The sequence below is a fragment of the Seohaeicola zhoushanensis genome, from assembly GCF_014656415.1.
In the GTDB taxonomy this organism is placed as follows: Bacteria; Pseudomonadota; Alphaproteobacteria; order Rhodobacterales; family Rhodobacteraceae; genus Seohaeicola_A; species Seohaeicola_A zhoushanensis.
The window spans coordinates 135,226-153,867 of the sequence record NZ_BNCJ01000001.1; the positions used below are offsets into that span (position 1 = coordinate 135,226).

An 18,642-nucleotide genomic window follows, 5' to 3' on the forward strand; every position below is an offset into this window, starting at 1 on the left:
CGACCCCCGGCACGTCAAGACTGCCCCGCGTCAGGCGCCCCCAGCCGAGCGAAAGGACCCGACATGAGCGGCCAGACCAGCGGCATACTCTACGCCCTTGCGGGCTTTGCGATCTATGCGCTGCACGATGTCTTCATAAAGCTTCTGGGCGGAACCTATTCGCCGTTCCAGGTCGTGTTCTTCTCGGTCCTCTTCGCCTTTCCGCTGACCTCGCTCATGCTGATCCGCGAGGCCGAGCCGGCGACGCTGCGCCCGGTGCACCCCTGGTGGATGGCCGCCCGCACCCTGGCCATCGTGATCGCTTCCGGCGCCTCGTTCTATGCCTTCTCCACCCTGCCGCTGGCCGATACCTACGCGATCCTCTTCTCGATGCCGATCCTGGTGACCCTGCTGGCGATCCCGATTCTCGGCGAGAGGATCCACCTGCACCGCGGCATCGCCATCCTGATGGGCCTGATCGGCGTGGTGATCGTGCTGCGGCCGGGCGATTCGGCCCTGACCCTCGGCCACCTTGCCGCGCTGGTCGGGGCAAGCTGCTCGGCCCTGGGCGCGGTGATCGTTCGCCGCACCAGCCGCGATGAACGGCCGGTGACGCTGCTGCTCTACCCGATGCTTGCGACCTTCGCGGTGATGGGGGCTATGCTCCCGGTCGTCTACCACCCGATGGAAGGCCGCGACTTCGCCATGTCGGCGGCAATCGCCGCGATGGCCTTCGCCGGGATGCTGCTGATGATCATGGCCTACAAGCGCGCCGAGGCCGCGCTGGTCGCGCCGATGCAGTATTCGCAGATGATCTGGGCGGTGATCTACGGCTGGATGATCTTCGGCGAATGGCCAGGCCCCTCCACCCTGATCGGCGTCAGCCTGATCATCGCGTCTGGCCTCTACATCGTCTTCCGCGAGACCCGCGCCGGCGCCTCGCGCACCACGCCCGTGCTCGAAACCCGCAGCCGCGCCGGCACTCCCGGCATCCCGCGCGTCAGCCTCGCGCTGCGTCTGCTGAACCTCAAACGTTGAGTTGCAACTGGCCCTTGCCAAAGCAATCGGTTCCCTGTAGGTCGCGCCTCACGGTCGGAGTGTAGCTCAGCCTGGTAGAGCACTGTCTTCGGGAGGCAGGGGCCGGAGGTTCGAATCCTCTCACTCCGACCAATGAACAAAGGCGCCCTTGGGCGCCTTTTCGCTTGGGCGCCTTTTCGTTTGTCTTCCGGCGCATCCGCCCGGCCCACACCTAGAACCAGAGCAGCGCAAGCCCGGCCACCACGAGATATCGCCCCGCCTTGGCGATGGTGACGATGACCAGGAAACTCGGCAGCGGCTCGCGCATCACGCCGGCAACGACGGTCAGCGGGTCGCCGATGATCGGCACCCAGCTCGCCAGCAGGCTCCAGCGGCCCCAGCGGTGATACTGCGCCTCGGCGCGGGCCAGGTGGGCGGGCGAAACCGGGAACCAGCGCCGGTTCTGGAAGTGTCGCAGGAAGCGGCCGCAGAGCCAGTTCACCACCGAGCCGAGCACATTGCCCGCGGTCGCCACCGCCAGCAGGCCGGCAACCGACAGCGCCGGATTGCTCAGGTGATAGGCCAGCAGCGCCTCGGACTGGGCCGGCAGCAGCGTCGCGGCAAGGAAGGCCGCCAGGAAAAGGCCGAGGTAGGGCATGCGGTTCTGTCGACCCCGTCGCGTTCGGGCAGCGCAGCCCCCTTAGGCATCCGCCCCCGGTGCGTCAACCGGCGCCGCGGAACCGCTTGCCGCTGCCGGGGGTTTTACCGCGCGTGCGGCCTGCAACTCCCCGGCAGGTCTTGACTGACAAGGCGCTTGGCGAAACAAACGGCGCCAGACCCTGAACCCATTGGCCGCGGCAGGCGACTCGGCCGGTTCCCCCTCGCGGCGCCATGATGCGCCAGAATTTCCCGACAGGAGAGCTTGATGAAGTTTCGCTTCCCCATTGTCATCATCGACGAGGACTTCAAGTCCGAGAACTCCTCGGGTCTCGGCATCCGGGCCATGGCCCAGGCCATCGAGAACGAGGGCATGGAAGTGCTCGGCGTGACCTCGTACGGCGATCTCTCGCAATTCGCCCAGCAGCAGTCCCGCGCCGCCGCCTTCGTGCTGTCAATTGACGACGAGGAATTCAGCGCCGGCCCCGATCTCGACCCGGCGGTGCTGAACCTGCGCAACTTCATCGAGGAAGTGCGCTGGAAGAACGCTGACGTGCCGATCTATGTCTATGGCGAGACCAAGACCTCGCGCCACCTGCCCAACGACATCCTGCGCGAGCTGCACGGCTTTATTCACATGTTCGAGGATACGCCGGAATTCGTCGCCCGCCACATCGTGCGCGAGGCCAAGAGCTATCTCGAAGGCATCCAGCCGCCCTTCTTCAAGGCGCTGCTCGACTACGCCGAGGACGGATCGTACTCCTGGCACTGCCCCGGACACTCGGGCGGCGTCGCCTTCCTCAAGAGCCCCATCGGCCAGATGTACCACCAGTTCTACGGTGAGAACATGCTGCGCGCCGACGTCTGCAATTCGGTCGAGGAACTGGGCCAGCTGCTTGATCACAACGGCGCCATCGGTGCCTCCGAGCGCAATGCCGCGCGGATCTTCAATGCCGATCACTGCTTCTTCGTGACCAACGGCACCTCGACCTCGAACAAGATGGTCTGGCACCACGCGGTCGCGCCGGGCGACGTGGTGGTGGTCGACCGCAACTGCCACAAGTCGATCCTGCACTCGATCATCATGACCGGGGCGATCCCGGTATTCATGAAGCCGACGCGCAACCATCACGGCATCATCGGGCCGATCCCCTATTCCGAGTTCGAGATCGACTCGATCAAGGAAAAGATCCGCGCCAACCCGCTGCTGGCCGGTGTCGACGCCGACACGGTGCGTCCGCGCATCATGACGCTGACCCAGTCGACCTATGACGGGGTGCTCTACAACACCGAGACCATCAAGGGCCTGCTCGACGGCTATGTCGACAACCTGCACTTCGACGAGGCCTGGCTGCCGCACGCCGCCTTCCACCCCTTCTACGGCACCTATCACGCCATGGGGAAAAAGCGGGACCGGACCAAGCATTCGGTCACCTATGCCACCCAGTCGATCCACAAGCTGCTGGCCGGCATCAGCCAGGCCAGCCACGTGCTTGTGCAGGACAGCCAGGAGACCAAGCTCGACCGGCACCTGTTCAACGAAGCCTACCTGATGCACACCTCGACCTCGCCGCAATACTCGATCATCGCGAGCTGCGACGTGGCGGCGGCGATGATGGAACCGCCGGGCGGCACCGCGCTGGTGGAAGAGAGCATCATGGAATCGCTCGATTTCCGCCGCGCCATGCGCAAGGTCGACGAGGAATACGGCAACGACTGGTGGTTCAAGGTCTGGGGCCCGGAAGAGCTCGAGGAAGAGGGCATCGGCCGCACCAAGGACTGGGTGCTGCGCCGCACCGACAGCGATGGCGTGCAGCGCGACGGCGAGGACAGCTGGCATGGCTTCGGCGACATGGCGCCGGGCTTCAACATGCTCGACCCGATCAAGGCGACGATCATCACCCCCGGCCTCAACATGGACGGCTTCTTCCACGAGACCGGGATTCCCGCCTCGATCGTCACCAAGTATCTCGCCGAGCATGGCGTGGTGGTCGAGAAGACCGGCCTCTATTCCTTCTTCATCATGTTCACCATCGGCATCACCAAGGGCCGCTGGAACACGCTGCTGACCGCGCTGCAGCAGTTCAAGGACGACTATGACAAGAACGCGCCGATGTGGCGCTCGATGCCCGAGTTCTGCCAGAAGCACCCGCGCTATGAAGGCATGGGGCTGAACGATCTCTGCCAGCACGTCCACAGCATGTATGCCAAGTATGACGTGGCGAAGCTGTCGACCGAGATGTATCTGAGCGACCTCACCCCGGCGATGAAGCCGACCGACGCCTATGCCCATATCGCGCGGCGCACCACCGAGCGGGTGCCGATCGACGATCTGGTCGGGCGCATCACCACCAGCCTCATCACCCCCTATCCGCCGGGCATCCCGCTGCTGATCCCCGGCGAGGTCTTCAACGAGAAGATCGTCGAATACCTGAAGTTCAACCGAGCCTTCGAGAAGGAATGCCCCGGCTTCGAGATCGACATCCACGGGCTGGTGCAGGAAAGGGGCCCCGACGGGCTGGAACATTACTACGCGGATTGCGTCGCACTCTCCGAGTGAGGTCTGACAAGGGAAGATGGCGGGGGACAAGGAACACCGGAATACCCTTCGCCAGCTTCCCGCGGGGATCTGGGCGCTCGGGCTGGTGTCGATGCTCATGGATGTCTCTTCCGAGATCATCCATGCCCTGCTGCCGGTCTACCTGACGCTTGGCCTCGGCGCCTCGGCCATCGCGGTCGGGGTGATCGAGGGGGTGGCCGAGGCCACCGCCGCCATCACCAAGGTCTTCTCCGGGGCGCTTTCCGACCGGCTCGGGCGGCGCAAGGAACTGGCGGTGCTGGGTTACGGCCTCGCCGCGCTGACCAAGCCGGTCTTCGCCCTGGCCCCCTCGATCGGCTGGCTGGTGGCGGCGCGGTTCACCGACCGTGTCGGCAAGGGCATCCGCGGCGCGCCGCGCGATGCGCTGATCGCCGACCTGGTGCCCGAGGGGAAGCGCGGTGCGGCCTACGGGCTGCGCCAGTCGCTCGACACCACCGGCGCCTTTGTCGGCCCCTTGCTGGCCATAGCCCTGATGTGGGCCTTCGCCGATGATTTCCGCGCGGTCTTCTGGGTTGCGGTGATCCCCGCCGCGCTTGCGGTTCTGCTGCTTGTGACCGTGGTGAAGGAACCCGCGCGCGACAGCCGGCCGAGGCCGAGGAACCCGCTCTCCCGCGCCAACCTGAACCGCCTGCCGCCGCTCTACTGGGGGGTCGTCGCGGTCGCGGCGCTGTTCACCCTGGCCCGCTTCAGCGAGGCCTTCCTGATCCTGCGCGCCTCGGATGCCGGTCTGGGTCCGGCGCTGGTCCCGCTGGTGCTGGTCGCGATGAACGTCGCCTACGCGCTCTCGGCTTATCCTGTCGGCGCGCTGTCCGACCGCCTGTCGCGCCCGTTGCTCCTGGCCGGCGGCCTCGCCCTGCTGATCCTCGCCGACCTCATCCTCGCCCTTGTACCCGGCCTCTGGGGCGCCGGCCTCGGTGTGCTGGTATGGGGTCTGCACATGGGCGCGACCCAGGGCCTGGTCGCGGCGATGGTGGCCGACGCCGCCCCCGCCGACCTGCGCGGCACCGCCTTTGGCCTCTACAATCTGGTCTCGGGCATCGCCCTGCTGCTGGCCAGCCTGACCGCCGGCGTCCTGTGGGAGACGGTCGGCGCCTCGGCCACCTTTCTCTGCGGTGCGGCGTTCGCGGCGCTCTCGCTGCTCGGCGCGATCCTGCTGCGCCGACAGGCCGCCGCCCGACAAAAATCCGTGAAACGGTTGGATATCTTGTGACACCTGCGACACATAATCGCACCTGATGCACACGATTGTGTCAGTGAACGGCCCGCGCGGGCGAAGTTCGGTGACGAACCGAAAGCTTGTTGCCAATATCGGGTCAGGAATCGCGAAGGGGAGAGCGCGAGGGAATGAAACCGACGAATACGAGTGACCCGACCTACTTTCACAAGGTGGTCGATTGTCAGTGGGCCTGCCCCGCGCACACACCGGTTCCGGAATATATCCGCCTGATCGCACATGGGCGCTATACCGAGGCCTTCCTGATCAACTGGGAATCGAACGTCTTCCCCGGCATCCTCGGGCGCACCTGCGACCGCCCCTGCGAACCCGCCTGCCGCCGCGGCCGGGTCGAGGAGAAGCCGGTGGCCATCTGCCGGCTCAAGCGTGTCGCCGCAGACAACCGCGGCGTGGTCGATCACCTGATTCCGCGCAAGGGCCCCGGCAACGGCAAGCGCGTCGCCCTGATCGGCGCCGGCCCCGCCTCGCTCACCGTGGCACGCGACCTGCTGCCGCTGGGCTATGACTGCGTGCTGATCGAACGCGACCGCAAGGCCGGCGGGCTGATGCGCAAGAACATCCCCTCCTTCCGCCTGCCCGTCGCGGTGCTGGACGAGGAAACCGACCGCATCCTCGACATGGGCGCGACGCCCCGCTTCGGCGAGGAGATCACCAGCATGAAGGCGCTGCTCGACGAGGGCTTCGACGCCATCTTCGTCGGCACTGGCGCGCCGCGCGGCAAGGATCTGAACGTCCCCGGCCGCAAGGAGGCCTCGGACAACGTCCATATCGGCACCGACTTCCTCTCGGCGGTCTCGTTCCGCCATATCGAGGAGATCGGCAAGCGCGTCGTCGTCATCGGCGGCGGCAATACCGCGATGGACTGCTGCCGCACCGCGCTCCGCCTCGGCGCCGACAGCGTGACCGTCACCGTCCGCTCGCCCCGCGCCGACATGAAGGCCTCGCCCTGGGAGATCGAGGACGCCGAGCGCGAGGGCATCCCGATCCTCGACAACCACGCGCCCAAGGAATTCCGCCTTGAAGGCGGCAAGCTGGTCGCCGTGGTCTTCGAGAAGATGCGCGCCGAATACGACGACACTGGCAAGCGCAGGCTGGTCCCGACAGGCGAGCCAGATGTGGTGATTCCCTGCGACGACGTGCTGATGGCGGTCGGGCAGGAAAATTCCTTCCCCTGGATCGAGCGCGACATCGGCATCGACTTCGACGTCCGCGAGGCGCCGGTGGTCGGCAAGGTCGACTTCCAGTCGACCCGCCCCGGCGTCTTCTTCGGCGGCGATGCGGCCTGGGGCCCCGAGAACATCATCTGGGCCGTGGCCCACGGCCACCAGGCGGCAATCTCGATCGACCTCTACTGCCAGGGCCAGGACCTGATGCAGCGCCCCGCCCCGACCACCACGCTCATCAGCCAGAAGATGGGCATTCACGAATGGTCCTATGACAACGACCCGACCAACTCGCGCCGCCTGAACGTACCTCACGCCGACCCGGCGCTGGCGCTGCGCGATCTCTCGATGGAGGTCGAGCTGGGCTTTGACCCCGGCCAGGCATTGCTCGAATCCCGCCGCTGCCTGAACTGCGACATCCAGACGGTCTTCTCGACCAACCTCTGCATCGAATGCGACGGCTGCGTCGACATCTGCCCGGTCGACTGCATCACCTTCACCCCCAACGCCGAGGAAGCCGAGCTGCGCCAGATGCTGCGCGTCCCGGCGCAGAACACCGACCAGGATCTCTACGTCTCGGACACGCTTCCGACGGCGCGGGTGATGGTCAAGGACGAGGACGTCTGCCTGCATTGCGGCCTCTGTGCCGAAAGGTGCCCGACCGGCGCCTGGGACATGCAGAAATTCCTCTACAACGAGGCCCACGCCAGCACCGCCCGGCTGCCGGAACAGGAAAAGAAACATGTCGCGTAACACGGTCTTCAACGAGTTCGTGCTCAAGTTCGGCACGGTCAACGGGTCCGGCTCGGCCTCGGCCAACTTCCTCTGCGCCAAGGTGCTCTTCCGCATGGGCCTGCCGGTCAGCGCCAAGAACATCTTTCCCTCGAACATCCAGGGCCTGCCCACCTGGTACGAGATCCGCGTCTCCGAGGCCGGCCACATGGCCCGCCGCGCCGGCATCGACGTGATGGTCGCCATGAACCCGCAAAGCTACAAGCGCGACGCCGCCGAGGTGGTGCCGGGCGGCACGCTGATCTACGATTCGACGCTGGAACGCCGGTTCGACCGCGATGACATCCAGGTCATCGGCATCCCCATCGCCCGGCTCTGCGCCGAGCACTGGACCGACTCGCGCCAGCGCCAGCTGTTCAAGAACATGATCTACGTCGGCTCGCTGATCTCGCTGCTCGGGCTGGACGACGGCGTGGTCGAACAGCTCATCACCGAGCAGTTCAAGTCCAAGCCCAAGCTGATCGAGCCCAACCTCAAGGCGCTGCACATCGGCCGCGACTATGCGCGCGATAACATCGACACCCCCATCGCCGTGCGGGCGCGCATGTCCGACAAGACCGCGGGCAAGATCCTGATGACCGGGAACGAGGCGGCGGGCCTTGGCGCGCTTTACGCCGGTGCGACGGTCGCCACCTGGTATCCGATCACCCCCTCGACCTCGCTGGTCGAGAACTTCGAGCGCCACGCCAGCAAGCTGCGCCGCACAGAGGACGGCCGCCACAACGCCGCCGTGGTGCAGGCCGAGGACGAACTGGCCGCCGTCGGCATGGCCATCGGCGCCAGCTGGAACGGCGCGCGCGCCTTCACCGCCACCTCGGGGCCCGGCATCTCGCTGATGGCGGAATTCATCGGCCTGGCCTATTTCGCCGAGATCCCGCTGGTGCTCTTCGACGTGCAGCGCGGCGGCCCCTCGACCGGGATGCCGACCCGCACCCAGCAGTCCGACATCCTGACCTGCGCCTATGCCAGCCATGGCGACACGGTGCATATCCTGCTGCTGCCGGGCGACCCCGGCGAATGCTTCACCATGTCGGTCGACGCCTTCGACATCGCCGACCGCTACCAGACCCCGGTCTTCGTGATGAGCGATCTCGACATCGGCATGAACGACTGGGTGATCGACGAGTTGACCTGGGACGACTCGCGCAAGCTCGACCGCGGCAAGGTGCTGGACGCCGCCGCGCTCGACGCGGTGGCCGAATTCGCCCGCTATCGGGACGTCGACGGCGACGGCATCCCCTACCGCACCCTGCCCGGCACCCATCCGACCAAGGGGTCGTATTTCACCCGCGGCACGTCACACACCGATACCGGCGGCTATACCGAGGACGGCCGCCTGCATGCGCAGATGCTGGAGCGGATCAAATACAAGATCGAAGGCGCCGCCGCGCATCTGCCCAAGCCCGTCATCGATATCCGCGACCCCGAGGCGCGGCTTGCCATCGTCAACTTCGGCTCGACCGACCCCGCCGTGCGCGAGGGGCTCGAGGAACTGGACCGCGAAGGCCATGTGATGAACCACATGCGGCTGCGCGCCTTCCCCTTCGCCCAGGAGGTACGCGACTTTGCCGAGGCGCATGACTATCTCTTCGTGATCGAGCAGAACCGCGACAGCCAGATGCGCCACCTGCTGATGACCGAGGCCGATATCCTGGGGCCCAAGCTGATCGCCGTGCCCAATATCGACGGTATGCCGCTCACCGCCGCCTTCGTGCGGGAATTCGTCCTGCAAGCCCTTCGCCGCCTGCCCGGCTATGGCGAAGCCTCGCGCATCGTCGCGCAATAGGAACCATCATGACCCATATCGTCAAACCGCAGTTCCGCCATCCCCGCCTTGCCACCAACTCGCAGGGTCTCACCCGCCGCGACTACGAGGGGGTGATCTCGACCCTCTGCGCCGGGTGCGGACATGACTCGGTCACCGCCGCCATCGTCGAGGCCTGTTTCGAGCTCGAGCTTCCCGCCCATCGCGTCGCCAAGATGTCGGGCATCGGCTGTTCCTCGAAGACCACGAACTATTTCCTGAACTACAGCCACGGCTTCAACTCGGTGCATGGGCGCATGCCTTCGGTCGCCACCGGCGCCAACCTCGCCAACCGCGAGCTGACCTATCTCGGCGTCTCGGGCGACGGCGATACCGCCTCTATCGGCATCGGCCAGTTCGTCCATGCCGTGCGCCGCCGGGTGAACATGCTTTATATCTGCGAGAACAATGGCACCTATGGCCTGACCAAGGGCCAGTTCTCGGCCACCAACGACCGCGCCTCGAAGAACCGCAAGGGGCTGGATACGCCCTTTGATTCCATCGACCTCTGCAACATGGCGATCGAGCTTGGCGCCGGTTTCGTCGCCCGTTCCTTCTCGGGCGACAAGGCGCAGCTGGTGCCGCTGATCAAGGCCGGCATCCGCTACAAGGGCTTTGCGCTGATCGACGTGATCAGCCCCTGCGTGACCTTCAACAACCACACCACCTCGACCAAGAGCTATGAATACGTCCGCGACCACAACCACATGATCGGCCGGCTCGACCTGGTCGAGACCTCGGCCGAGATCGAAGCCGACTACGCCCCCGGCACCTCGGCCGACGTCACCCTGCACGACGGCTCGCAGATGCGCTTCACCAAGCTGGACGAGTCCTATGACCCGACCAATCGCGAAACCATCCTGCCGGCGCTGGAACGCTACCGGCAGAGGGGCGAGGTGGCGACCGGGCTGCTTTACCTCGACAAGCGCGAGGCCGACCTGCACGAGTTGATCGGCACCCCCGACCAGCCGCTGAACGAGATCGACGAGCGCGCGCTGGTGCCGGGTTCCGGCCCGCTCGCCGCGATCAACGCGGCGCATCGCTAGGGCGCAGCGACGGCGGCGGGGTAAACCCCGCCCTACGCATGGTGGCCGGTGACGCAAGAGCGATCAGCGCGCATCGGCGGGCCGCGGCGCGGCGATCCTCCGGTGAAAGCCGGGCAGTTTATGGTGTCTTCCCGGATGACCTCTGAACCGCGCGCAAGCGTCGACAAATCGCCGGGCCGGGGGGCGGCCCGGCGATGCGCGGCGGCCTTCGGCCGCTGTTTCGCGCAGGGAACCGTCCGGCCGTCGGTCACCCCGGAAGCGGCAGCTTCCGCATGATGTCGGAATCGCGGCGTGACCGGGCCAGGTCCCAGCCGCCCTGCATCAGGATGAAGAAATGCTCGGCCTTGCGCCGGGCCTCCTCGGGGCTGGCCCCGAAGCGCAGCGCGTGATGTTCGAACTCGGCGATCCAGCCGTCGAACAGGTGGCGGCTCAGCTCGCGGAAGGCCTCGTTATCCGGCCCGTCCGTCAGCGCGCTGGCAATCGGGCAGGTCTCCCAGCTGCCTGAGATATCGAAGAGCTTCGCCAGCTTGTGGCAGAGCGTCCGGCAGCCGTCCTCGAAACTCGAAGCCGGCTCGAAGGCGGCGGCAATGATCCGCAGCATCCCGTCCGACGACCAGGTCGCCGCCGCCTGCGCGAGGTCCGCCTTGCCGTTCGGGAAGTGGTGATACAGCGACCCTTTCGGCGCCTGCGCCGCCTCCAGGATCTCGGCGACGCCAACGCCGCTGTAGCCGCGCTTGCGGAACAGGTCGGCCGCGGTTCGGATCAGCCGCTCCTTGGTGGACAACGGACGTTCGCTCATGACTCACTCTTGACAGAAATAGACCGATTGGTCCAGTGTTGCATTTAGACCGATCGGTCTAGAGCGCGACGAGGGCAGATCATGCTGGACATGCAGACAATGAAACCGATGACGGGCAGTGCCGCGCCCGAGGCGATATCCTTCCCCGCCCCCGGCGCAACCCTGCAGGGTACCCTGTATCTGCCCGCGTCGCCGCCAAGAGCCGCGGTGGTGCTGAACGGCGCCACCGCCGTTCCCCAGGGCTTCTACCGCGCCTTCGCCACCTGGCTGGCGAACAGCGAGGGGATCGCCTGCCTGACCTACGATTACCGCGACTTCGCCCGCTCGGCGCAGGCGCATCCGAAACATTCGACCGCCACCATGGCCGACTGGGCCCTGCGCGACCAGCCCGCCGCCCGCGCCGAGATGCGCCGCCGCCTGCCCGGCGTGCCGCTCTGGGTGATCGGCCATTCGCTCGGCGGGATGCTGATGCCGATGCAGGAGGGCATCGAGGATATCGACCGGATGATCGCCGTGGCATCGGGCCTTGTCCACCACCAGGATCACCCCTGGCCATATCAGGGTCTGGCAAGGCTGTTCTGGTTCGGCCATGTGCCGGCGCTGACCCGGCTGCTCGGCTACCTGCCCGGCCGCATCGCCGGCTTCGGCCCCGACCTTCCGGCCACCGCCTACTGGCAATGGCGCGAATGGTGCACCCATCCGCATTCCTACTTCCCGCATCTCGGCGCCAGCCTGCCGCAGCCGGCATGGCACCGCAGCAGCGCCACCGCCGAGCTGATCGCGCTGGCCGACGATCCGGTCTGCCCGCCGGTCAGCACCGCCAAGCTGGTCGGGGTCTATGGCGTGGAACAGAGCCGCTTCCGCGTGCTCGACCCGGCCGAGAAGGGTCTCTCGAAGGTCGGCCACCTGGGCGCCTTCGCGCGTGCCAATGCCGCGCTCTGGCCCGAGATCATCGGCTGAATTCTTCGCCCGCACGGGCGACCACCGCCCGGCACATGCTCAGCTCCGCCAGCGCAGCAGCCGCTTCTCGGCTAGCCCGATGGCCCAGCTCGTCAGAACGCCCAGCGCCGAGAGGATCACCACCCCGGCGAACAGCCGTTCGAGGTCGTAGAGCGAACCGGCCTGCAGGATATAGGCGCCGATCCCGTATTCGGCGCCCAGCATCTCGGCGGCGACCAGCAGGATGATCCCGATGGCGATCGACACCCTCAGGCCCGAGAGGATCCCCGGCAGCGCCCCCGGCAGCACGATCTTGCGCACGATCGAGAACCACGAGAGGCCAAAGCTCTGCCCCATCCGGATCAGCGTGCGGTCGACGTTGTCCACTGCGCCATAGGTCGACACGACGGTCGGCGTGAAGGTCCCGAAGGCGATAAGCGCGTATTTAGAGCCTTCGTCGATCCCGAACCAGATCACGAAGAGCGGCAGCAGCGCGATCTTGGGGATCGGGAACAGCGCCGCCACCAGCGGCACCAGCCCGGCGCGCACATGGCTGAAGAGGCCGATGGCCACGCCCACCGCGATGCCGATGGAAATGCCCATCACGCCGCCCACCGCCAAACGTGTCAGCGAGGGCACCAGATGCGTCCAGAGCCGCCCGCTCTGCCACAGGTCCACCAGCGTCAGCGCCACGTCCGAGGGGCGCGGCAGGGTCAGGTTGCCGATCCAGCCCGCCCGCGTGCCCCATTCGGCCAGCAGGATCAGCACCACGAAGACCAGAAGCCCCGCGCCGCGCTTGGCCACGGGACGGAACCCGCCGCCGCGGAAGGGCACCACTCGTGCTTCAGACATCGACAAGTTCCTGATCCGCCGCCATCGCCTCGTCGCGCATCAGCCCCCAGAGACGTTCCTGCAGGGCCTCCAGCTCCGGATCGCCGGCGCGACGATCCTCCAGCGCGCGGGGCACCTCGATCACCTCGCGCAGCCGGCCCGGCCGGCGCGACAGCACGGCGATCCGGTGACCAAGGCGCACCGCCTCGGCGAGGTTGTGGGTCACGTAGACCCCGGTAAAGGGCTGCCGTGTCCACAGCCCGACCAGGTCGTCCATCAGCAGCTCGCGCGTCTGCGCATCGAGCGCCGAGAGCGGCTCGTCCAGCAACATCACCGCCGGGTTGACCGCCAGCGCGCGGGCGATGGCCACCCGCTGCTTCATGCCTCCCGACAGCTGCCTAGGCAGCGCCTTGCGGAAGCCCGAGAGCCGGGTGCGGGCCAGCACGTCGGCAATGATCTCCTCGCCCTTTCGCCCGCCCAGGCCGTGGTCCTCGAGCACCAGCGAGATATTCCCCTCGACCGTGCGCCAGGGCAGCAGGGCGAAATCCTGGAACACGTAGGTCAGCGGGTTGAGACAGCCCTCGGGGGCGGCACCGGCCATGCGCACCGCACCCTCGTCGGGCCGCTCCAGCCCGCCGATCAGCCTTAACAGGGTCGATTTCCCGCAGCCCGACGGGCCGACGATGCACAGGATCTCGCCCGCCGGAATCTGCAGGTCGATGTCCTGCAGCACCGGCATGCCGCTGTAACGGTGAGTGATATGGTCGAGCGTCAGGTCCATCGGGCAATCGCGGGGCCCCGAGAGGCCCCGCATGTTCTCACATCATCTGCACATAGCTGGGGTCGACCAGCATCTCGGTGGTGATGCTGTCCTTGACCAGGCCCTCGGACTTGAACCAGTCGACCTGGTCCTGCACCGAACCCATGTTCAGCGCCGAGTCCTTGTTCAGCCGCATCGCCCCGTTGATGATCGACTTGGCCGCCTTCTCGTAGGGCTGGTCCTCGTAGACATACTTGTGGATCAGCTTGACCATCTCTTCCTGGCCCGCCGCGTCCAGCGTCTTGTCCACCAGCGCCGCGTTGAAATCGGCCGCGCCCTTCGAGAAGGCGCGCAGGAAGGCCTCGGTCTTGGCCCGTTCGTTCGCCGCGTTGTTGGCCGAGGTGAAGACCGTCGTGACCTGGTAGTCGGGCAGGTAATCGGCCACCATGCCGATCTGGCTCACCGCCTTGGCCCCGACCAGCGCCTTGCCGATATGCGGCACGATGGTCCAGGCATCGACCTGCCCCGACTTCAGCGCGCCGATGATCGCGCCGACCTTCTGCAGCGGTTTGTAACTGATGTTCACGCCCTCGGCGGCGGCGATCTTGGCGCCCATGTAGTGGAACGACGATCCCGCCTGGGTCACGGCAAAGCTCTTGCCGTCCAGCGCCTTGGGGCTGGTCAGACCGGCGGCATGGGCCTCGTTCGAGGCCAGGATCATCTGCCCGTCGATGCCCTTCTCCTCCATCAGCGCCCCGGCGATGACCTTGGCCGCGCCCTTCTCGGCCAGGCTGATGAGGCCCCCGGTGATCGAGGTCACGCCGAAATCGGCATCGCCCGAGGCAATGGCAACCGCCATTGGCTGGGCCGCCTCGAAGAACTTGAACTCGACGTCCAGCCCCTCGTCGGCGAAATAGCCGCGCTCGAAGGCGACGAAGCTTGCCGCGTGGCTGGTGAAGCGCAGCGCGCCCACGGTCAGTTTGGTATTGGCCAGAGCCGGTGTTCCGAGCAGCGGCAGAACGGCCGCGCCCCCGGCGAGGCCCAGCGCCCCGCGGCGGGTGAATGTGGTCATGGTCTCTCCTCCCTTGGTATCTGGCGCGATCCTAGAACGCATCGGCAAGCCTTCGCAATTGCGTAGGCGCCGCCCTTGTCGGGTCGGACCTAACGGGGTGGGCAGCGAGGGGAAAGACTTGACCTCACGGAAATGGCGGCCGGACCTATTCCACCGGCACCCCGAAAACCGTGATCGCCACGCCCAGAACCGCCAGCGCCGCAAAGCCCGCGCGCCGTGGTCCGCTGGCCCCCACCACCGCAATCGCCGACTGGACGGCGTAGTAGAGCGCGAAGCCCCGCGAGGCATAGCTGATGATCTCGAAGACGTTCAAACTCCAGGTCAGCGCCAGGCCGAGGCCGACCAGCACGGCATAGCTCTGCCGCGCGGTCAGCCGCCCGTGGGTCAGCTCGTTGACCAGCCCGCCCGCACCGCCGGTATCGGCCACCGCCGCGCTGAACTGGGCGCTCAGCGCCGCCACCACCAGCAACAGCGGCAGCACCGGCGCGACCACCTCCATCATCGAGATAATCGCCGTTTCGGTCAGCTCGGTCCCGGCGGTATCGACCGTGTAGGTCAGCAGCACGATATAGACCATGTAGATCGCGCTGGCGACGATCTGGGCCAGCTTCATCGACCGGATCCGCATCTCGGGCGCATAGGTCCGGCCCAGATAGCGCGAGGTCTCGAAGCCCTGCACCGTCACGATCAGCCCGAAGGCCAGCGTCACCGCCGCCCAGCCGCCCAGCTGCGGCGGCTTCACGATCAGCGCGCCATGCTCGGCGGTGGTGACGAAATAGCCGCACAGACCCACCAGCAGCCCGGCGATGATCGCCAGTTTCAACCCGACCGAGACCTGCTCCATCCGCTCCAGCGCGCCGAACCCCCGCGTCCAGCCCACCGCCAGGATCACCGCATAGGCCGCCGTGGTCAGAAGCCGGGCGTTCAGCGGGCTGTCAAAGGGCGTCAGCCGCACCCCGAAGGCGCCGAAGAGGTTCAGGTAATAGGCAACCGAGATGACATAGGCGAAGGACAGCACCCAGGAGGCAGCATTCTCCAGCGCAACCTCGGTCGGCGTCGCCTCCTCGCGCGCGGCCCGATGGGCGATGTTGGCGCGGATCGCCGCGCCAAAGGCCCAGGCCCCGAGGCAGAGCGCCGCCATCACCAGCGGCGCCTGCCAGCCATAGGAGGCGTCGAGGATCGGTCCCAGCACCAGGAAACCGCTGCCGATGATCGAGGCCAGCGGCGTGATCGCCGCCCGCCACAGCCGCAGTACCGACAGGCGCGGCCAGAGCAGCAGGCCGCCCGTCGCCAGAACCGCGAGCACGATGAACACATCAAGGATCATGCCGAAGTCATGACGCCAAACGCGTCAGTTGGCCAGCATCCGCAGCCCCTGCGTGACGTCCGACCGCACCGCCAGCCGCAGCCCCGGCTCGTCCCCCGCCTTCAACGCCGCGATGATGAGCTTGTGGTAATGCGGCGGATCGGTGCGGCGCAGCTTGCTGTAGAGCTGCCGCATCGTCGGCCCCAGCTGCAGCCAGACCGTCTCGGTCATCGCCAGCATCGCCGGTGCCTGCGCGCGCAGGTAGAGCGTGCGGTGAAACTCCAGGTTGGTGCGGATATAGCCCACCGCATCTCGCGTCAGGATCACCTCGCTGATCGTCGCATTGATGGTCTGCAGCCTGTCGATCAGCGCGTTATAGGCGCGCGGCAGCGCCCGGCTCGCCAGTTCCACCTCGATCAGCGCCCTGAGGCTCGCCAGTTCCTCGATCCGCTCGTTCGACAGTTCCGGCGTCGAGACCCGCCCGGACGAGGACAGCGACAAGGCCCCCTCGGCCACCAGCCGTCGCACCGCCTCGCGCGCGGGGGTCATCGAGACGCCATAGTCCTTGCCGATCCCGCGCAGGGTCAGCGACTGGCCCGGCGCGATCTCGCCATGCATGATGCGGGTTCTGAGCGCGCGGTAGACGCGGTCATGGGCGGCAGGCAGAAGATCGGCGGAACGGGGCAGCATGGCCGCATCTGTGATCACAAAGCCCGCGCCTGTCAATCGGTGCTATTCCGGCAGACCCGCACGGCGCAGCGCTTCGGTCAGCCGGTCCGACACCTCGCGGTCCCGGAAGGGCGCGATGAACTCCAGCGCGCGCAGGGTCAGCTCGGGTTGCAAGACCATCACCTCCTGCACCTCCCATTCCGCATCCGCCAGGCGCCCCGTCTCGGCATAGGCGGCCGCCACGAAGAGATGCTGGCGCAGCGCCGCCGGGTTGCGCCGCAGCGCCTCGAGGTTCAGTTCCAGCGACTTGTCGTAATGGCCCAGGCTGAACTGCACCTCCGCCATCGCGTTGAGATAGGGGAACGGCGGTCGCGGGTTCAGTTTCAGCGCATAGTCGAACCCCGCCTGCGCCTTCTCGGGATCGCCGGCATAGTTCCAGTTCCAGGCCTGCATCGCATAGGCATCGGCATAGTTCGGGTCCAGCTCGATCGCCCGCTCGAAGGCTGCATCCGCCGCGTCGAACTCGCGCCGGAACATGTGCACGATACCCAGCGCGCCATGAATGGCAGGCAGGTCCGGATCGTCCTGCACCGCCTCCTGCGCCAGCCGATAGGCGATATCGAGCGAATCCTCGTTGGCCCGGATCGTGACGCCGTTGCGGTTGGTATAACTCGTCGCCAGGATCGCCCGGGCAAGCGCAAACTTCGGGTCCACCTCCAGCGCCCGCCGCAGGTAGACCTGCGACAGAAGGCGCGAGTCCTCGTTGAACCGCCAGATCTCTTCCCAGGCGCGAAGGTAGAGGTCATAGGCCTCCAGACTGTTGGTATAGCGCTTGGACAGCCGGCGGCGCTCCTCGTTGGTCAGCTCCAGGTGCAAGGCGTCGATGATCCCCGCCGCCACCTCGTCCTGCAAAGCGAAGAGATCCTCGAAGGGCCGGTCCATCTTGCCGGCCCAGACCTGGTAGCCGGTGCCGGTATCCGTCAGGCTGGCGTTGATCCGCACTGTGCCGCCCAGCTTCTGCACGCTGCCGTCGACGACATAGCGCACCCCCAGCTCGCGCCCGATGGTCGGCGCGTCGGCCTGGTGGTCGCGGAAGCTGAAACTGGTGTTCCGCGCGATCACCAGCAGCCCCGAGACCTTCGAGAGATCGGTGATCAGGTTCTGCGCGATGCCATCGCTGAAATAGGCCTGTTCCGGGTCCTGCGAGAGGTTCTCGAAGGGCAGCACCGCCACCGAGGGCTTGCTGTCGGCGGCGACCAGCCGCGCCTGCAGGTCCATCGTCGTGGTGCCCCCTGCCCGATCGCGCCAGGTCAGCGCCCCGACCAGCGAGACCGCCAGCGCCAGCACGAAGCCGGCCAGCATCCCGTTGCGCCGCGTGGCGATCCGGAGCCGCCGCCGGCCCGCACCCGCCGGACGCAGCTGAAACACCCGCACGGGTTCGGGGATGTTCTTGACGCTGTGCAGGCCCGTATCCGCGAAGCCAAAGGCGCTCTGGCCCTTCACCTGCTCGTAGGCGGTCTTGGACAGCGCCACGCCCCCCGGCTCGGCCAGCCCTTCGAGCCGCGCGGCCACGTTCACCCCATCGCCGAAGATGTCGTCGCCCTCGACGATCACCTCGCCCAGGTTGATCCCGATCCGCAGCCGCATCGGCGGCGTGCCCGCATCCCGCTCCATCGCCTGCTGGATCGCCCGCGCGCATTCCACGGCCGACGTGACACTGGCGAACTCGGCCAGCACTCCGTCACCCATCAGCTTGACGATGCGCCCTTCGTGCTGCGCCACGAAGGGCGCGACGATGCCGCGTTGAAGCTCCAGCACCCTCGCAAGGGTGCCGCGTTCGTCGCCCGCCATCATCCGGCTGAACGCCACCACGTCCAGAACCATGATGGCGGCAAGCCGTCTGCGTTGACTGTCGTCCATCGCGCCCGCCCGGTTGCCGCCGGACGATCATAGTCCCATTGGCCGCCCCGACAAA

At 66.9% G+C, this 18,642-nt stretch carries 15 protein-coding genes and 1 tRNA gene; 8 read left to right on the top strand and 8 right to left on the bottom strand.

Going from position 1 to position 18,642, the window contains the following annotated elements; translation table 11 throughout:
• Positions 1-63: 63 nt before the first annotated feature.
• Positions 64-1,017 (top strand): DMT family transporter, encoded by a 954-nt coding sequence (locus IE266_RS00700; protein WP_189678110.1) that lies wholly within the window; start codon positions 64-66, stop codon positions 1,015-1,017.
• Between the two features lie 55 nt (positions 1,018-1,072).
• Positions 1,073-1,149, top strand: a tRNA-Pro gene (locus IE266_RS00705).
• 79 nt (positions 1,150-1,228) lie between these two features.
• Here the strand turns inward: IE266_RS00705 and IE266_RS00710 are convergent.
• Entirely contained in the window at positions 1,229-1,654 is a 426-nt protein-coding gene (locus tag IE266_RS00710; protein ID WP_189678111.1) for a YqaA family protein, read from the bottom strand.
• Positions 1,655-1,921: 267 nt separating this feature from the next.
• Here IE266_RS00710 and IE266_RS00715 point away from each other — a divergent pair, with 267 nt between their 5' ends.
• From IE266_RS00715 to IE266_RS00735, 5 genes are all read left to right on the top strand, one after another.
• On the top strand, positions 1,922-4,213 hold the full coding sequence (locus tag IE266_RS00715; RefSeq protein ID WP_189678112.1) for an arginine/lysine/ornithine decarboxylase: 2,292 nt from the start codon (positions 1,922-1,924) through the stop codon (positions 4,211-4,213).
• 16 nt (positions 4,214-4,229) lie between these two features.
• Positions 4,230-5,462: an MFS transporter gene (locus IE266_RS00720; RefSeq protein ID WP_189678113.1), complete on the top strand. Its 1,233-nt coding sequence runs from the start codon at positions 4,230-4,232 to the stop codon at positions 5,460-5,462.
• A 134-nt stretch (positions 5,463-5,596) separates the two neighbouring features.
• Positions 5,597-7,402, top strand: a complete 1,806-nt coding sequence (locus IE266_RS00725) for an FAD-dependent oxidoreductase (protein WP_189678114.1) — start codon at positions 5,597-5,599, stop codon at positions 7,400-7,402.
• On the top strand, positions 7,392-9,227 hold the full coding sequence (locus tag IE266_RS00730; RefSeq protein WP_189678115.1) for a 2-oxoacid:acceptor oxidoreductase subunit alpha: 1,836 nt from the start codon (positions 7,392-7,394) through the stop codon (positions 9,225-9,227). Before IE266_RS00725 ends, IE266_RS00730 begins: the two co-directional genes overlap by 11 nt.
• 8 nt (positions 9,228-9,235) lie before the next feature.
• Positions 9,236-10,291: a 2-oxoacid:ferredoxin oxidoreductase subunit beta gene (locus tag IE266_RS00735; RefSeq protein WP_189678116.1), complete on the top strand. Its 1,056-nt coding sequence runs from the start codon at positions 9,236-9,238 to the stop codon at positions 10,289-10,291.
• 247 nt (positions 10,292-10,538) lie between these two features.
• Here IE266_RS00735 and IE266_RS00740 read toward each other — a convergent pair whose 3' ends face one another.
• Positions 10,539-11,090: a TetR/AcrR family transcriptional regulator gene (locus IE266_RS00740; protein ID WP_189678117.1), complete on the bottom strand. Its 552-nt coding sequence runs from the start codon at positions 11,088-11,090 to the stop codon at positions 10,539-10,541.
• A 99-nt stretch (positions 11,091-11,189) separates the two neighbouring features.
• Between IE266_RS00740 and IE266_RS00745 the strand changes: the two genes are divergently transcribed.
• A complete protein-coding gene (locus tag IE266_RS00745; RefSeq protein ID WP_189678118.1) occupies positions 11,190-12,050 on the top strand; it encodes an alpha/beta hydrolase family protein in 861 nt (286 codons plus the stop codon).
• A gap of 39 nt (positions 12,051-12,089) precedes the next feature.
• Here IE266_RS00745 and IE266_RS00750 read toward each other — a convergent pair whose 3' ends face one another.
• The 6 genes from IE266_RS00750 to IE266_RS00775 form a co-directional block, all read right to left on the bottom strand.
• A complete protein-coding gene (locus IE266_RS00750) occupies positions 12,090-12,881 on the bottom strand; it encodes an ABC transporter permease (RefSeq protein ID WP_189678119.1) in 792 nt (263 codons plus the stop codon).
• A complete protein-coding gene (locus IE266_RS00755; protein WP_189678744.1) occupies positions 12,874-13,641 on the bottom strand; it encodes an ABC transporter ATP-binding protein in 768 nt (255 codons plus the stop codon). The genes IE266_RS00750 and IE266_RS00755 overlap by 8 nt, the downstream gene beginning before the upstream one ends.
• A gap of 37 nt (positions 13,642-13,678) precedes the next feature.
• On the bottom strand, positions 13,679-14,692 hold the full coding sequence (locus IE266_RS00760) for an ABC transporter substrate-binding protein (protein ID WP_189678120.1): 1,014 nt from the start codon (positions 14,690-14,692) through the stop codon (positions 13,679-13,681).
• Positions 14,693-14,837: 145 nt separating this feature from the next.
• Positions 14,838-16,019, bottom strand: a complete 1,182-nt coding sequence (locus IE266_RS00765; protein WP_189678121.1) for an Aq_097 family APC-type transporter — start codon at positions 16,017-16,019, stop codon at positions 14,838-14,840.
• 24 nt (positions 16,020-16,043) lie between these two features.
• Complete coding sequence (locus tag IE266_RS00770) at positions 16,044-16,688, bottom strand: GntR family transcriptional regulator (protein ID WP_189678122.1); 645 nt, start codon at positions 16,686-16,688, stop codon at positions 16,044-16,046.
• A 42-nt stretch (positions 16,689-16,730) separates the two neighbouring features.
• A complete protein-coding gene (locus IE266_RS00775) occupies positions 16,731-18,587 on the bottom strand; it encodes an adenylate/guanylate cyclase domain-containing protein (RefSeq protein WP_189678123.1) in 1,857 nt (618 codons plus the stop codon).
• Between the last annotated feature and the right edge of the window lie 55 nt (positions 18,588-18,642).

What these genes read in the sequence shown, in the direction of transcription:
- IE266_RS00745 (WP_189678118.1), top strand. Translation starts at nt 11,190, where the DNA reads ATGAAACCGATGACGGGCAGTGCCGCGCCCGAGGCGATATCCTTCCCC.
- IE266_RS00730 (WP_189678115.1), top strand. Translation starts at nt 7,392, where the DNA reads ATGTCGCGTAACACGGTCTTCAACGAGTTCGTGCTCAAGTTCGGCACG.
- IE266_RS00740 (WP_189678117.1), bottom strand. Translation starts at nt 11,090, where the DNA reads ATGAGCGAACGTCCGTTGTCCACCAAGGAGCGGCTGATCCGAACCGCG.
- IE266_RS00775 (WP_189678123.1), bottom strand. Translation starts at nt 18,587, where the DNA reads ATGGACGACAGTCAACGCAGACGGCTTGCCGCCATCATGGTTCTGGAC.
- IE266_RS00715 (WP_189678112.1), top strand. Translation starts at nt 1,922, where the DNA reads ATGAAGTTTCGCTTCCCCATTGTCATCATCGACGAGGACTTCAAGTCC.
- IE266_RS00770 (WP_189678122.1), bottom strand. Translation starts at nt 16,688, where the DNA reads ATGCTGCCCCGTTCCGCCGATCTTCTGCCTGCCGCCCATGACCGCGTC.
- IE266_RS00750 (WP_189678119.1), bottom strand. Translation starts at nt 12,881, where the DNA reads ATGTCTGAAGCACGAGTGGTGCCCTTCCGCGGCGGCGGGTTCCGTCCC.
- IE266_RS00755 (WP_189678744.1), bottom strand. Translation starts at nt 13,641, where the DNA reads ATGGACCTGACGCTCGACCATATCACTCACCGTTACAGCGGCATGCCG.
- IE266_RS00735 (WP_189678116.1), top strand. Translation starts at nt 9,236, where the DNA reads ATGACCCATATCGTCAAACCGCAGTTCCGCCATCCCCGCCTTGCCACC.
- IE266_RS00710 (WP_189678111.1), bottom strand. Translation starts at nt 1,654, where the DNA reads ATGCCCTACCTCGGCCTTTTCCTGGCGGCCTTCCTTGCCGCGACGCTG.
- IE266_RS00765 (WP_189678121.1), bottom strand. Translation starts at nt 16,019, where the DNA reads ATGATCCTTGATGTGTTCATCGTGCTCGCGGTTCTGGCGACGGGCGGC.
- IE266_RS00760 (WP_189678120.1), bottom strand. Translation starts at nt 14,692, where the DNA reads ATGACCACATTCACCCGCCGCGGGGCGCTGGGCCTCGCCGGGGGCGCG.
- IE266_RS00700 (WP_189678110.1), top strand. Translation starts at nt 64, where the DNA reads ATGAGCGGCCAGACCAGCGGCATACTCTACGCCCTTGCGGGCTTTGCG.
- IE266_RS00725 (WP_189678114.1), top strand. Translation starts at nt 5,597, where the DNA reads ATGAAACCGACGAATACGAGTGACCCGACCTACTTTCACAAGGTGGTC.
- IE266_RS00720 (WP_189678113.1), top strand. Translation starts at nt 4,230, where the DNA reads ATGGCGGGGGACAAGGAACACCGGAATACCCTTCGCCAGCTTCCCGCG.